Below are 13,944 nucleotides of genomic sequence, written 5' to 3' on the forward strand. Positions count from 1 at the left end.
GTCCTACTTTCCGGAGTGCCCGGCGGACCCGAGCTGGCGGGTGGCCTCGGCCACGCGGGCGGCCATGGCGGTCTCGGCGATCTTGCCCCAGGCGCGCGGGTCGTAGACCTTCTTGTTGCCGACCTCGCCGTCGACCTTGAGGAAGCCGTCGTAGTTGGAGAGCACGTTGCCGGCGATGGCGCGGCTGAAGGCGTACTGGGTGTCGGTGTCGATGTTCATCTTGACGACGCCGTTGCGGACGGCCTCCGCGATCTCCTCGTCGGTCGAGCCCGATCCGCCGTGGAAGACGAGGTCGAGCGGGAGCGCGGCGGTGCCGTACTTCTGCTGCAGGCCGTCCTGGATCTCGCGGAGGAGCTCGGGGCGCAGGCGGACGTTGCCCGGCTTGTAGACGCCGTGGACGTTGCCGAAGGTGAGCGCCGCCATGTAGCGGCCCTGCTCGCCGAAGCCGAGCGCCTCGACGGTCGCGATCGCGTCGTCGAGGGTGGTGTAGAGGTGCTCGTTGATGTCGTGCGAGACACCGTCCTCCTCGCCGCCGACGACGCCGATCTCGACCTCGAGGATCGCGTTGATGTTCTTGACGCGGGGGAGGATCTCGCGGGCGATGGCGAGGTTCTCGTCCAGCGGCACCGCGGATCCGTCCCACATGTGCGACTGGAAGATCGGCTCGCGACCGGCCTTGACCTCCTCCTCGGAGGCGGCGATCAGCGGGTAGACGAAGCCGTCGAGCGCGTTCTTCGGGCAGTGGTCGGTGTGCAGCGCGACGGTGACCGGGTAGTTCTTGGCGACCTCGGTGGCGAACTTCGCGAAGGCGATCGCTCCCGCTGCCCGGTTCTTGACGGTGTGTCCGGCGAAGTAGTCGGCGCCTCCGGTGGTGACCTGGATGATCCCGTCGGAACCCGACTCGGTGAGGCCCTGCAGCACCGCGTTGACGGTCTGCGACGACGAGACGTTGAATGCGGGGTAGGCGTAGCCGCCGGCCTTCGCCTTGTCGAGCATCTCTGCGTACTGGTCGGGGGTAGCGACGGGCATGGCATCTCCTTTGACGGATGAACGGGAGTGGGTCGGGCGAGGCCCGCGTCGCCGACGAGTCTAGCGAGGCGGGGCTGAGCCGTCCCCCGGGGCGTGAGGGGCTCCTCCGCTAGGCTTCGACCGGGATGGGGATCCGCTCCAGCGGGTCCTGCGACGACGCCGTACGCACGAAATCGACCGCGAAGGACTCCGCGCTGTGACCGACAACGACTCTCTGTATCTCCACCCTGACCGCAACCTCGGCATGGAGCTGGTCCGTGCCACCGAGGCCGCGGCGATCCGCGCCGTGCCGTTCATCGGCAAGGGCGACAAGAACGCCGCCGACGGTGCCGCGGTCGACGCGATGCGCACCTTCCTCGGCACGGTGAACTTCGACGGCGTCGTCGTCATCGGCGAGGGCGAGAAGGACAACGCGCCCATGCTCTACAACGGCGAGCACGTCGGGAACGGCTCGGGGCCGGCCGCCGACATCGCCGTCGACCCGATCGACGGGACCTCGCTCACCGCGGCCGGTCGTCAGAACGCCCTCTCGATGATCGCCGTCGCCGACCGCGGGGCGATGTTCGACCCCTCCGCAGTCTTCTACATGGAGAAGATCGTCACTGGGCCCGAGGGCGTCGGGATCATCGACATCCAGCGCCCGATCGGCGAGAACATCCGCGCGCTCGCCCGCGCCAAGCGCAAGCCGGTCGACGAGATGCGCATCGCGGTGCTCGACCGCCCGCGGCACGCGCAGCTCATCGACGACATCCGCGCGGCGGGAGCGGGCACGCGACTCCTCCTCGACGGGGACGTGGCCGGAGGCATCAACGCCGCACGTCACGACTCCCGCCTCGACATGTGCGTCGGCACCGGAGGCACGCCGGAGGGGATCATCACGGCGTGCGCGATCCGCGCCCTCGGCGGCGTGATCCAGGGGATCCTCCGTCCGAAGGACGACGACGAGCGCCAGCGCGCCCTCGATGCGGGGCACGACCTCGACCGGGTGCTCCACGCGAACGACCTCGTCCGCAGCGACAACACCTACTTCGTGGCCACAGGCGTGACGAACGGCGGCCTGGTGAAGGGCGTGCGCAAGGAGGGGCACGTCATCACGACGGAGTCAATCGTCCTGCGCTCGCGCTCGGGCACCATCCGCCGAGTCACCGCGCAGCACCTCGCGGAGAAGTGGATCTAGGCCGTTCCTCGGGCGTCCGGGCACCGGATCACGCGCTCCGCTCGTCGTCGAGCGACGGGGGGTCGACGAGCTCGACGGCGGTGAGCCTCCTCGGCGACGTGGTGACGCCTCCGATCGGGGCGATCACCCGCGACTCGTCGAGGGAGTCGAACTGGCGCGCGGTCACGAGCACGCGGCTCTCGAGCGAGCCGGCGAAGGCGTTGTAGGAGTCGACCGTCTTCTCGAGCGAGCGGCGGAGCCCCTCGGCGTGGTCGGCGAGCGTTCCGAGACGGGCGTAGAGCGTCTTGCCGAGATCGAGGAGCCGCTTGGCGTCGTCGGTCAGGACGTCCTGCTGCCAGGTGTAGGCGACGGTCTTCAGCACCGACCACAGGGTGACCGGGGAGGCCAGTGCCACGCGCTTGCGGAACGCGTACTCGAGCAGACTCGGATCGGCGTCGAGTGCGCTCGCGAGCAGGGGCTCGCTCGGCACGAAGGCGATCACGAACTCGGGGCTCGCGGGGAGGCCGCTCCAGTACTCGCGGGCGGCCAGCTCGTCGATGTGGCCGCGGAGGGCCTTCACGTGCGCGCGCAGCAGCGTCGTGCGACGCGCCTCCTCGTCGGCTCCCGCGCCCGCCCGGATCGCGCTCGCCTCGAGGTAGGCGTCGAACGGGACCTTCGCATCGACGGCGATGGCCTTGCCTCCCGGCAGGCGGACGACCATGTCGGCGCGCCCGCGACCCGCCTCGCCCTCGAGCCCGAACTGCACGTCGAAGTCGACCCTCTGGGTGAGTCCGGCGGCCTCGACCACGTTGCGCAGCTGCGTCTCTCCCCAGGCGCCGCGGCTCGTGTTCGAGCGCAGCGCCGAGGCGAGCGTCTCGGTCGTCGACCGGAGCCGCTCGCCCGCCGCGCGCTGACCCTCGAGCTGCTCGGTGATCGCACCGAACTGCGCGGCGCGCTCGCGCTCGAGCCGGCGCACCGACTCCTGCATGCCGCGCAGGCTCTCGGCGACGGGGGAGAGGGTCTGCAGGATCCGGGCGTCGTGGCGCTCGCGCTCGGCGACGACGCGCAGCTGCTCCTGCAGCTCCCGGATCTGCTCGCGGGCCGAGCCGAGGTGCTCTCGGTGCTGCTCGACGACGGCGTCGTGCCGCTCCTCGAGACCCTCGGCCCGGGCGCGCGCGGTGGCGAGCTCGAGCGAGAGCGCCGCATCCGGAGTGCGGGATCGGGCGAGGAGCACGGCCACGACGGCGGCGAGGAGGGCGCCGAGCGCGAGGCCGATGACGAAGCTGGAGTCCATGGTCGAAGAAGATCACGGACCTCCGACATCGACCGTTGTACCCCTCGGAAGGGTGAGAGAGGCGGATGACGGTCGTGCCGGTCCCTGCCCCTAGGCTTCGAGATCATGGGGAATCACCGCCGTCCATCGCGCCTGCTCACCGCCGCGCTCGCCCTCGCCGTCGGTCTCGGGACCGCCCTCGTCCCGGTCGCCGCCGCGTCCGCCGCCGACGAGACGCTCCCGCCGGCGTCCGTCCTCGTCGATCCCGGAGCGGGAGAGGCCACGCTCTCGGTCGCCGACGGCAGCGACCTGCCCGACCAGAAGGTGCAGTACCCGGCGAGCAGCACCAAGAGCTTCCGCGCCGGCTACATCTTCAGCGACGCCAACTTCTTCGACAGCGACGCTCGCTCCGCCTCGCAGATGCAGGCCCTGCTCGACGACAAGGGCCGCAACTGCAGCGGCACGCCCAACGGCGTTCCGTGCCTCAAGGCCTTCAGCCAGGTGACGCCGACCAAGGCCGCCGACGCGATGTGCAAGCAGTACCGCGGCGGCGTCGTCGAGTCGGCTGCCTCGATCTTCGCCGGAGTCGGTGAGGCCTGCGGGATCAACCCGCTCGTGCTCGCCGTCCTGGTGCAGAAGGAGCGGAGCCTCGTCACCACCACCTCGCCGACCTCGGCCGACTACGCGAAGGCGACGGGGTACAACTGCCCCGACACCGCCGAGTGCGACCCCGGCTCGGCCGGCTTCTTCACCCAGGTCTACAGCGCGGCCCGCCAGTTCAAGCGCTACGCCAACCCGCCCGGATCCGGCGCGAACTTCACGGCCTACGCTCCCGGCACGACGGCGAGCATCCTCTACCACCCCGACACCGCCTGCGGCTCGTCCCCGGTGACCATCCGCAACCAGGCCACGGCGAACCTCTACTACTACACGCCCTACCAGCCCAACCAGTACGCCCTCACCAACACGGGCGACGCGAACTGCGCCACCTACGGCAACATCAACTTCTGGTACATCTTCAGCGACTGGAACGGCTCGCTCGCGAACGCCGGAGTCGCCCCCGCGGGCCGGGTCGACGCTCCCCGCATCTCCGGCGGCACGCTCACCGCGACCGGCTGGGCGGTCGACCCGACCACGCAGCAGGCCGGCCTCACGACCACGGTGACCATCACCGCCCCCGACGGCTCCAGGACCGTCCGCACGCAGACCGCGAACGGCGCCCGCGGGGACATCCCCGGCGAGTACCCCGCCGCGGGATCGAACCACGGCTTCACCGCCACCGCGCCCGCCTCGGCCGTCGGCACCTACACGGTGTGCGCCACCGCCGCCTCCGTCGACTGGAACCTCTGGACCGGCTCGGGCGACAGTAAGGCGCCGGGCTCGAAGGACCTCGGCTGCTCGAGTGTGAGCTCGCAGGGCGCGGTGAGCGTGACGCGCCTCGCAGGCAGCGATCGTCAGGGCACCGCCGTCGAGATCTCGAAGGCGACCTTCGGAGCGAACGTGCCCGTCGTCTACATCGCCACCGGAGGCGCGTTCCCGGACGCGCTCAGCGCGGCGCCGGCCGCCGCCAAGCAGGGTGGGCCGCTGCTCCTCGTCGACCGGAACTCGATGTCGCAGACCGTGCGCACCGAGCTGACCCGCCTGAAGCCGGCGAAGATCGTCGTGGTCGGCTCGTCGCTGAGCGTCAGCGACGCACTGCTCAACGACCTGAAGCAGTACGTGCGCACCGGTGCCACCCCGACCCGGCTCGGCGGGGTCGACCGCTACGACACGGCCAGGAAGGTCATCGAGTACGCCTTCTCCGGAGGCTCGAGCAGGGCGTGGCTGGCGACGGGCGAGAAGTTCCCGGACGCCCTCGGCGCCAGTGCCGCGGCCGGAGCGGTCGACGCTCCCGTCCTCCTCGTCAACGGCGGGCTCTCGACGGCCGACGCGACGACCAAGTCGCTGCTGTCGCGCCTCGGAGTGAGGTCGCTGACCATCGCGGGCAACTCGCTCTCGGTGAGCGACGGCATCCAGCGCTCGCTCCCCGTGGCCTCGATCACCCGCATCGCCGGGTCGGACCGCTACGACACCTCCGAGAAGCTGAACCGGGCCGCCTTCACGAGGGCGGGCACGGTGTTCCTGGCGACCGGCGAGAACTTCCCCGATGCGCTCGCGGGAGCCACCGCCGCCGGCTACACCAGCAGCCCGCTCTTCGCGGTCCCGCCGACGTGCGTCCCCCAGGCGGTCCTCGACGACATCACGCGCTTCGGCGCCAAGAAGGTCGTGCTGCTCGGTGGGACGGGAACGCTCTCGGACGCGGTCGCGCGACTCACTCCGTGCGGCTGATCGCGCGTCCGATCGGCCACCTCCGGGCAAGTAGCGTGGAGGGATGAGCTCGGCCGCCCCGTCCCCGACCGACGCCCGACGTCGGAGGGGAGGGGCGGCCGCTCTGCTGGCCCTGGTCCTCGTCCTGCTCCTCGCGGGGGCGACGGATCTCACCGCGCGGGCGGCGCCTCCGGGTGCGGCATCGAGCGTGCGGATGTGGACCGACCTCGCCGGCGGAGTCGACGGGTCGGGCTTCGAGCCGGGAGACATCGTCTCGGACGCCGTCTTCTTCGACGGCGGCGCTCTCGGACCACTCACGATCCAGGCGTTCCTCAACGCCCGTGTCCCCGAGTGCGCCGGTGTCGACGTGCCCTGCCTGCGCGACTACGCGGAGGACACGGGCGACGTCGCCGCGGACGAGCAGTGCGGCGACTACCGCGGCGGAGTCGGCCGCTCGGCCGCCGAGATCATCGGCTCGGTCGCCGTCGCGTGCGACGTGAGTCCGTCGGTCCTGCTCGTGCTGCTGCAGAAGGAGCAGTCGCTCGTCACCGACGACGCGCCGAGCGAGCGGCAGTTCCGCAGCGCCACCGGCTACGGCTGCCCCGACACGGCCGACTGCGACAGCGACTACTTCGGGTTCTTCGGTCAGGTCTACGGCGCGGCCTGGCAGTTCCAGCGCTACCGGAACCCCGACAGCAGCTTCGACTGGTACCCGGTGGGTGAGACGAGCGAGATCCAGTTCTCGCCCGACGCTACCTGCGGCACGGCGCCGGTCGTGATCGAGAACGCCGCGACGGCCGGTCTCTACTACTACACGCCGTACCAGCCGAACGAGGCGGCGCTCGAGAACCTCTACGGCGAGGGCGACGCGTGCTCGGCGTACGGCAACCGCAACTTCTGGCGCATCTTCAGCAACTGGTTCGGGGACCCGCGCGCCGGGGAGTGACGTCCGCCGTCAGGCGGCGACCGGCGTCTTCGGGCGGAGCCGCTTGACCGAGACGCCGGCGAGGTCGCCGAGCTCGGCCATGCTCGCAGCACCGTGCCGACGCGCGGCGTGGACGACGATCGCCGCGCACGCCTCGGCATCGGCCGAGGCGTCGTGGTGGCGGAAGTCCTCGAAGCCGGCGGCCATCGCCACGACCGGCAGGCGGTAGGACTCGAGCTCGTAGGTCTTGCGGGCGAGCTGGAGCGAGCAGAGGTAGTCGTACTCGGGGTGCTCGAGCGCGGTCGCGGCGCAGGCGGCGCGGATGACTCCCATGTCGAAGCCGGCGTTGTGGGCGACGAAGACGTCGTCACCCGCGAAGGCCACCAGGTCGGCGAACTGCTCGGCCCACGAGGCGGCGGCGTGCACGTCGTGCTTGCGGATGCCGTGGATCCGGGTGTTCCACTCGAGGAAGTCGTCGAAGCCGTAGGGAGGGCGGATGAGCCAGCCGGCCCGGTCGACGATGTGGCCGTCACGGACCTTCACGAGGCCCACCGAGCAGGCCGAGGCCCCGTGGGAGTTGGCGGTCTCGAAGTCGATGGCAGTGAAGTCGATGGGCACGACTGCACCCTCTCACGCACCACCGACGGCGCCGCTCGCGGCACGCGGGGCCCGCGTAGGATGGTCGCCCGTGGCTCTCACTATCGCAATCGTCGGACTCCCCAACGTCGGCAAGTCGACGCTCTTCAACGCCCTGACCAAGAACACGGTGCTCGCGGCGAACTACCCGTTCGCGACGATCGAGCCCAACGTCGGCGTGGTGAACCTGCCCGACTCCCGCCTCGAGGTCCTCGCCGGCATCTTCGGCTCCGAGCGCATCCTCCCGGCCCCCGTCTCGTTCGTCGACATCGCGGGCATCGTCCGCGGTGCGTCCGAGGGGGAGGGGCTCGGCAACAAGTTTCTCGCGAACATCCGCGAGGCCGACGCCATCGCGCAGGTCATACGAGGCTTCGAGGACTCGGACGTCGTCCACGTCGACGGCAAGGTCGACGCCGCGAGCGACATGGAGACGATCAACACCGAGCTGGTCCTCGCCGACCTGCAGACCCTCGAGAAGGCCGAGGCGCGCTACGAGAAGGAGCTCAAGGGCCGCAAGATCGAGCCGATCGTCCTCGAGACGGCGAAGAAGGCGCGCGAGTTCCTCGATCAGGGCAAGCCGCTGTCCGCCTCCTCGATCGACCTCGAGCCGATCCGCGAGCTGGGGCTGCTCACCGCGAAGCCCTTCATCTACGTGTTCAACGTCGACGAGGCCGTGCTGACGGACGACGCACGCAAGGCCGAGCTGGCCGCGCTCGTCGCGCCCGCGCACGCGATCTTCCTCGACGCGAAGCTGGAGTCGGAGCTCATCGACCTCGACGCGGCCGACGCCGCCGAGATGCTCGAGTCGACCGGCCAGACGGAGTCGGGCCTGAACCAGCTCGCGACGATCGGCTTCGACACGCTCGGCCTGCAGACCTATCTGACGGCGGGTCCGAAGGAGTCGCGCGCCTGGACGATCGGCAAGGGCTGGACCGCCCCGCAGGCGGCCGGTGTGATCCACTCCGACTTCCAGAAGGGCTTCATCAAGGCCGAGATCATCTCGTTCGACGACCTCGTCGAGACGGGCTCGATCGCCGAGGCCCGCGCGAAGGGCAAGGCCCGCATCGAGGGCAAGGACTACGTGATGCAGGACGGCGACGTGGTGGAGTTCCGCTTCAACGTGTAGAAGTGTCTGTGCTCGTAGAAAAAATCTCGCCGAAAAAATGGGGATTGAATGTCTATCGTGAAGAGCTATGGGGAGTTCTGGAATCCAGACGCGGTAAACTGGGGAGCGAAGGAACTGCTGGGCACGTGGCGCAATGCAGGGAGCAACAAACAGAATAACTTTTGGAGCGCAAAGGGCATCTACGTGCTCTACCAAGAGTTCAAGCCGCTGTATGTTGGCAAGGCGCTCGCTGACAGTTCAGGTGTTGGGAAGAGGCTCGCGGACCACTTATCGGATCGTCTCGTTGGTCGGTGGGATATGTTTTCGTGGTACTCGCTTTCGAAGCCGAGCAAGACAACTCTGGCCGTGAACATCGCGGGCTCTCGACACCTGAGCACCAAGCAGATGGTCGAGACGCTCGAAGCTATCGCTATTTTAATCACCGATCCGCCTCTCAATCGAAAGCGGGAGAGCCTGGACGGTGCAATCGAGGTCGAGCAAATAGGGGGCAGCGTTCGCACTATCCGTTCATACTTGCAGGAACTGGTTGACCGCCCCTAATAAAGGCAAGACGTAGTAGGTTTATCGGCACCTAGCGCACGCGAACCACAAGATGCAAATACTGTCCTATGGTATCCCACGCGAAACGAACATTGGCAACGCGGGGGCATGCGCCTAGCACTGGTCCCAGTGGTCAACGCAGAGTTGACAACATTATCATTTGTACAGCCTAGTATCTCAAAATCTGATTCACACCGAGACTATCCCTTTTGCCGCGACCAGCCGTATTCTGGGGTACACTCGCGACGGCGCCGACAACGAAGAACTTGGCTAGCGACCACAGAAGTTGCTCGTATCAACAGTTCGCGCTCCATACCGATCACGGGTCAGGTGAAGTGCGGTCAGCCGGGCTTTGCGCGCATGCGAGGGGACCTGTCAACCGGCGATGTCGTCGCAGTTCCGGAAATCAGTGGCGTTGGCCCTAACGCGTGTAAGCCGTCATCAATAGTACCAACTCATCCACTAGAGGCACTTACGTCCAAGCATGCGCCGATGGTGCGGCTTTGAATAGGATAGGCGAAGCGATGTGCTATCTCTTATGCAGATCGGAGTCCGCTTCGTCGAGCGCCGCGCGAAGGTCGGACTTGTAGGGGAAAGGCCAGGATGTTTTTGGGGGAAACCCGCGCTCTGGACGGCAAGTCGGCAGCGTTCCCGGTCGGCCTGAGCGACGAAGGTGTGAACACCTCCGGTATCGCCACGACACATGGCATCAGCGCCTCAACGGGCGCTGGCTACATCGCCACGCCCAGCGACGACGCAGCGCATCCGGGTTCTCAGGCCGTGTGGACCGCCCCGGTCTGCTCTGTGGTGTAGCCACGGAGCGCGACAGCCGATAGATTTCTAGAAATGGCGTCGTGGCGATGGGGGATGAAGTGCCGGAACGAGTGGTGATCGACTGGGACGACCTGGCTGACCTGGACCTTGATCCGGACAACCCCCGGCACGATCCTGGGATGCCGCGTCGCGACATCATCAAATACCTGGTAGAGAAAGAAAGCGTACTTGGCCTGGCGAGGGACATCGTCAAGGTAGGCCTCAGCCCCTTGGACATGTTCGGGGCGATTTCCGCTCCTGGAGGCGGTTACGTCATCCTTGAGGGCAATCGCAGACTCTGCGCCTTGATCCTCCTTCATGATCCGACGCTCGCCCCGTCATCCGAGCGGCGGGCGTTTGAGCGATTGACTCGTTCGTTCAGTTCCGAGCACATCACGATCGAGTTGACCGTGTTCAAGGATGAGGACGAAGCCGACGTTTGGATCGATAGAAAGCATGCGGGGTCTGGCTCAGGAAACGGTCCTCGGCCTTGGAACCCGGTGCAGTTGGCTAGGCGGTACGGAGATCGGACTGGCAACGCCCTCGCGCTAGCCCTTCTCGACTACGGTCAAAAGCACGGAATCCTGACGAAGGCCCAGTCCGCAGACATCCTCACCACGATTACTCGGTTCGTTTCGAACCCATTTGTTCGAAAGCACGGCCTCGGTATTGCGACGAGTGCGTCTGATCCTGAGTTCAAGTTTCTAGGTACCCAGACCCTGTTCGATCTTCGCCTGCGGCGTCTTCTGGAGGACATTGTCGCGCGCGAAAATGGCGCGACTTCGAGGACGTCCAGCGCGGACCGCACCAAGTACGCGCAAGACCACCTCGTGAACCTCACTGAGCCGTCAGTGGAGTCCTCGGGTGGGTCTGACTCTGACCTGCCGGAGGAGCCGGAGAACGCATCTTCGTCTGATTCTGATCAGCAACAGAACGATCCTTCCGCAGAGGACGAACCGCAAACCGACGGGGACAGTAAGCCGGGCGGGGGCGGCCTTCACCCCGATAAGCGACTCAAGCTTGTGCCGGACTCGTTCGCACCCAGCCTGCGGGACGAACGGCTGAAACGCATCCTCGCGGAACTCGAGTCGGTTCGGCGTTTCAGTCCGATAGCAGCGGCGCTCGTAGTGCGCGTGTTCATGGAGTCGGTCACGGTCGTGTACTTGGAGACTCGCGGCTCGCAGATCAATCACAACGACAAACTGCACCTCCTCGTACATAATGTCCTGGCACAGATCGAAAAGGAGAGGAAGAGTGGTGCGATTCACCTCACGAAGGCGGAGAATGGCGCACTTGGTCTCCTCAAAGGTCAGGTGACGGCGCCCGATTATGTCTATAGTGCATTTTATCTGGGCCTCATCGCCCACGGTTCTGCGTTCCCGCAGTGGGAGGTGTTGACGAAGAAGTGGGATGAAATCGAGCCGATTCTCGGCTACATCGCCTCGAACGCGGAACCTGCCATCGAACCCGCGTAGCAAACAGGCGCCCCTGCTGGCCAACGTGGACGCAACCCTGTAGCGTTCCCGGTGACCACGAGTCGGACTGGACGGACCTGGATGCCCTCAACGCCTTCACCCCTGCGATACCCGGGGGGTAAGACCGCCCTCTTCAAGCTTGCAGAACCGCTCTTGGAGTGGAACGGTCTGCGCAAGACGACATACGCCGAGCCCTTCGCGGGTGGTGGTGGGCTGGCGCTCTCCCTTCTCTTTGAGGGCATGGTGCGTCGTATCGTCCTTAACGACATCGATCCTGGTATCTACTCTCTTTGGGATGCGATGCTGAATCGAACCGACGCTTTGACGCAGCTGGTCACCAGGACGCCGATCACTATGGATGAGTGGTACCGGCAGCGAGAAATTTACCGCGCTATGAAGGATGTTCCGTCACTTGAGCTTGCGTTCGCAACCCTGTTTCTGAATCGCACCAACAGATCGGGAGTTATCAAGGGTGGCGTCATCGGCGGCCTTGAGCAAAAGGGCGAGTACAAGCTCGACTGCCGCTTTCAGAAGCCTATAATTGTCGAAAAGATCGAGCGCATTGCGCGATACAAGCGATCAATCTCTATTGCACGGAGTGATGGTCAGGACTTTCTGCGTGGCATGTCTCACCGAACCGACCGGGTCGTGTACTTCATTGACCCGCCCTACTTCGGTAAGGGTTCCGGCCTTTACACAAACTTTTACACCGACGAAGACCATGCAGCGCTATCGAATGTGGTGCGCGGTCTCGGGCAACCATGGGTGCTTACATATGATCTAGTACCACAGATCCAAGATCTGTATGCGGGCTTTCCTCAGTATGCGTTCGACCTGAATTACACCGCCGCCGTCAAGCGAGTAGGCACGGAACTGATGGTCACGAGCCAGGGCATTTCAGTTGCGGGCATCCCGCAGTTAAGGACGACTGCAGTGGCCTGAGTTGCTTTCAGCACGGCAACGCCCACGCCTCCATAGACCCCATTGACAACCTGCGCGCGGGCTCCCCGGATTGCCTCACCGCATGCCGTGCAACTTTCTGGCGTTCCTTATTGACGGCCGGCGTCGGCCGTTGCTGTCCTGGTGGCGTACTCAGCGTCGGTCCTGTCGGTCCGGAAAGCAGCTAACGCTTTCGCTTCCAGCTTTTGTGTCTCGGCATACTTCCCGGTTCCGGGCACGCAACAAATTGGCCGGACGGAACCAGTTCGTTACGGCCCATTGCCCATTTCCAAATATCTCGCGCAAACCGTTCGATTGAGGGCGGTGAGATGGTCCGGCTTGCTCTCCACTGGCATTTCACGCCCGACCGCTCTCCGCCGCTATCGCGGCTGGGGCGGATGTCGATGGTGCAGCACCAGATGATGTGAGGACATCGTTCGGTGGAGGTCCGTTTGACCATCGGTTCGTCGAATTGTGGCCGGTTTCTCGCATTTGACCTACTCTGCGAGCCGAACGTGTTTCTGCGAGCCGGAGGTGCCTCCGGAGTCAGTTGAGCAGGTCGCCGATGATCCAGCTCGAGAGACCGACGAGGGTCGCGATGCCGACCACGACCCAGGCGATGACGCGGCGGGTCGAGCGGGTGACCGCCTCCGAGGTGCGGGAGGAGCGCCGCAGCGGGCGGACATAGGCGGCGGGCACGTCGTACCGTGCGGCCGTCGGCACGAGCGCGGGCAGTGTCACCGCGGGCCCGTCCACCCAGTGCGCGGGCAGCTCGGACGCGCGCGCGGCCTGGAGCGTCAGCTCGGCTTTCAGAGGTGAGCTGCGCAGGGCGGCGTACGCGGTCGGCGTGAGGCCCATCCCTTTGAGGTGGCGGACCGTGGGTGCGAAGTTCGGAGACGTGCCTGCCGACAGCTCGCCGACCCGGTCGCCGTCCAGTCGCACCTCGATCAGGTCGCTCGGGAGGAGGTGCAGCGTCACCAGGACGAGCCCGCGGCCCTCGACGATGCCGGTCAGCTGCGCGAAGTGCTCGTCCTCGCGCAGCACCTGCAGCCCGCGACCCCAGGGCAGCACGGAGTACCGCGACGTCGGGAGTGAGTTGAGCGGCACCACGAGGTCGGGCGACGGCAGCGCGATGCGGAGTGAGGCGCGCAGCCCCTCCTCCCCGCGCTCGACCCGGAGGCGGGCGCGGGTCACGGGGACGGCTCTGCTCGCGACGATGCGGTCGATCGAGGGCCGGTAGGACGCCGCTTCGGGGAGGTAGCCGATGACCCGCCCACGCGCGCGGATCGAGACGGCGGGCGCGCCAGTGGGATGGTCGGGCTCGGGGATCAGCTCGACGTCGAGCCACTCCTCGACGACCTCGCCGGGACGCACCGGTCGGCCGAGGGCGTCGGCGATCTCCTCGATCCGCTCAGCCTCGTCGATCGCATCGATTGTCGGGGTGCCGTCGGCGTTCGGGAGGCGGAGGACAGTAGAAAGGGGCGAGAACGGTCGATCGACGGCGGGCATGCGGTCGTCGGCGGACATGCGGTCCTCGGTCCACCGGGTGCCGTCCCACCAGCGCATCGCGCCGCCCTCGGGGTACCAGCCCGCCGGGGCGCTCACGTTCTCGTCCACCGGCTCCCCGTTCTCTCGGCCGATCGAGTCTACGAGGGGAGCGCGGGCAGGCCCGATTCCTCGAAAGTTGCGGTGATCGCGCGCCACTACCGCAACTTCTGAGGAGTG

At 66.7% G+C, this 13,944-nt stretch carries 11 protein-coding genes; 7 read left to right on the plus strand and 4 right to left on the minus strand.

The annotated features are described in order from the left end of the window. Positions 1 to 3 precede the first annotated feature (3 nt). Positions 4 to 1,029 (minus strand): class II fructose-bisphosphate aldolase, encoded by a 1,026-nt coding sequence (gene fbaA, locus B9Y99_RS04715; RefSeq protein WP_085475394.1) that lies wholly within the window; start codon positions 1,027 to 1,029, stop codon positions 4 to 6. 244 nt (positions 1,030 to 1,273) lie between these two features. Between fbaA and glpX the strand changes: the two genes are divergently transcribed. Continuing rightward, positions 1,274 to 2,206 carry a class II fructose-bisphosphatase gene (gene glpX / locus B9Y99_RS04720; RefSeq protein ID WP_085475395.1) on the plus strand — a complete coding sequence of 311 codons (933 nt, stop codon included), beginning with the start codon at positions 1,274 to 1,276 and terminating at the stop codon, positions 2,204 to 2,206. A 28-nt stretch (positions 2,207 to 2,234) separates the two neighbouring features. On the opposite strand, the gene B9Y99_RS04725 is transcribed toward glpX, so the two are convergent. After that, positions 2,235 to 3,479 carry a DNA recombination protein RmuC gene (locus tag B9Y99_RS04725; protein ID WP_085475396.1) on the minus strand — a complete coding sequence of 415 codons (1,245 nt, stop codon included), beginning with the start codon at positions 3,477 to 3,479 and terminating at the stop codon, positions 2,235 to 2,237. Between the two features lie 105 nt (positions 3,480 to 3,584). Between B9Y99_RS04725 and B9Y99_RS04730 the strand changes: the two genes are divergently transcribed. Then, positions 3,585 to 5,786, plus strand: coding sequence for a cell wall-binding repeat-containing protein (locus B9Y99_RS04730; protein WP_085475397.1), 2,202 nt, complete (start codon positions 3,585 to 3,587; stop codon positions 5,784 to 5,786). A 43-nt stretch (positions 5,787 to 5,829) separates the two neighbouring features. Continuing rightward, positions 5,830 to 6,711, plus strand: a complete 882-nt coding sequence (locus B9Y99_RS04735) for a hypothetical protein (RefSeq protein ID WP_085475398.1) — start codon at positions 5,830 to 5,832, stop codon at positions 6,709 to 6,711. A 9-nt stretch (positions 6,712 to 6,720) separates the two neighbouring features. Here B9Y99_RS04735 and B9Y99_RS04740 read toward each other — a convergent pair whose 3' ends face one another. After that, positions 6,721 to 7,308, minus strand: a complete 588-nt coding sequence (locus B9Y99_RS04740; RefSeq protein ID WP_085475399.1) for an exonuclease domain-containing protein — start codon at positions 7,306 to 7,308, stop codon at positions 6,721 to 6,723. A gap of 70 nt (positions 7,309 to 7,378) precedes the next feature. Here B9Y99_RS04740 and ychF point away from each other — a divergent pair, with 70 nt between their 5' ends. The 4 genes from ychF (at position 7,379) to B9Y99_RS04760 (ending at position 12,222) form a co-directional block, all read left to right on the plus strand. Then, the gene (gene ychF, locus B9Y99_RS04745; protein ID WP_085475400.1) at positions 7,379 to 8,452 is read left to right on the plus strand and encodes a redox-regulated ATPase YchF; all 1,074 of its coding nucleotides are present in this window, start codon (positions 7,379 to 7,381) and stop codon (positions 8,450 to 8,452) included. Positions 8,453 to 8,500: 48 nt separating this feature from the next. Then, complete coding sequence (locus B9Y99_RS04750) at positions 8,501 to 8,992, plus strand: hypothetical protein (RefSeq protein ID WP_129587891.1); 492 nt, start codon at positions 8,501 to 8,503, stop codon at positions 8,990 to 8,992. Positions 8,993 to 9,846: 854 nt separating this feature from the next. Further along, the gene (locus B9Y99_RS04755; protein WP_129587892.1) at positions 9,847 to 11,280 is read left to right on the plus strand and encodes a hypothetical protein; all 1,434 of its coding nucleotides are present in this window, start codon (positions 9,847 to 9,849) and stop codon (positions 11,278 to 11,280) included. Between the two features lie 81 nt (positions 11,281 to 11,361). Continuing rightward, entirely contained in the window at positions 11,362 to 12,222 is an 861-nt protein-coding gene (locus B9Y99_RS04760; RefSeq protein ID WP_085475403.1) for a DNA adenine methylase, read from the plus strand. Between the two features lie 543 nt (positions 12,223 to 12,765). Here B9Y99_RS04760 and B9Y99_RS04765 read toward each other — a convergent pair. Continuing rightward, positions 12,766 to 13,836, minus strand: coding sequence for a DUF2510 domain-containing protein (locus B9Y99_RS04765; protein ID WP_085475404.1), 1,071 nt, complete (start codon positions 13,834 to 13,836; stop codon positions 12,766 to 12,768). Positions 13,837 to 13,944 lie beyond the last annotated feature (108 nt).

Origin of the sequence: Rathayibacter oskolensis, assembly GCF_900177245.1 — a bacterium.
GTDB classification, from domain to species: domain Bacteria; phylum Actinomycetota; class Actinomycetes; order Actinomycetales; family Microbacteriaceae; genus Rathayibacter; species Rathayibacter oskolensis.

Bases quoted from the DNA above. Each gene is read 5' to 3' on its own strand.
- fbaA (WP_085475394.1), bottom strand. From the start codon at position 1,029: ATGCCCGTCGCTACCCCCGACCAGTACGCAGAGATGCTCGACAAGGCG.
- glpX (WP_085475395.1), top strand. From the start codon at position 1,274: ATGGAGCTGGTCCGTGCCACCGAGGCCGCGGCGATCCGCGCCGTGCCG.
- B9Y99_RS04725 (WP_085475396.1), bottom strand. From the start codon at position 3,479: ATGGACTCCAGCTTCGTCATCGGCCTCGCGCTCGGCGCCCTCCTCGCC.
- B9Y99_RS04730 (WP_085475397.1), top strand. From the start codon at position 3,585: ATGGGGAATCACCGCCGTCCATCGCGCCTGCTCACCGCCGCGCTCGCC.
- B9Y99_RS04735 (WP_085475398.1), top strand. From the start codon at position 5,830: ATGAGCTCGGCCGCCCCGTCCCCGACCGACGCCCGACGTCGGAGGGGA.
- B9Y99_RS04750 (WP_129587891.1), top strand. From the start codon at position 8,501: ATGTCTATCGTGAAGAGCTATGGGGAGTTCTGGAATCCAGACGCGGTA.
- B9Y99_RS04760 (WP_085475403.1), top strand. From the start codon at position 11,362: ATGCCCTCAACGCCTTCACCCCTGCGATACCCGGGGGGTAAGACCGCC.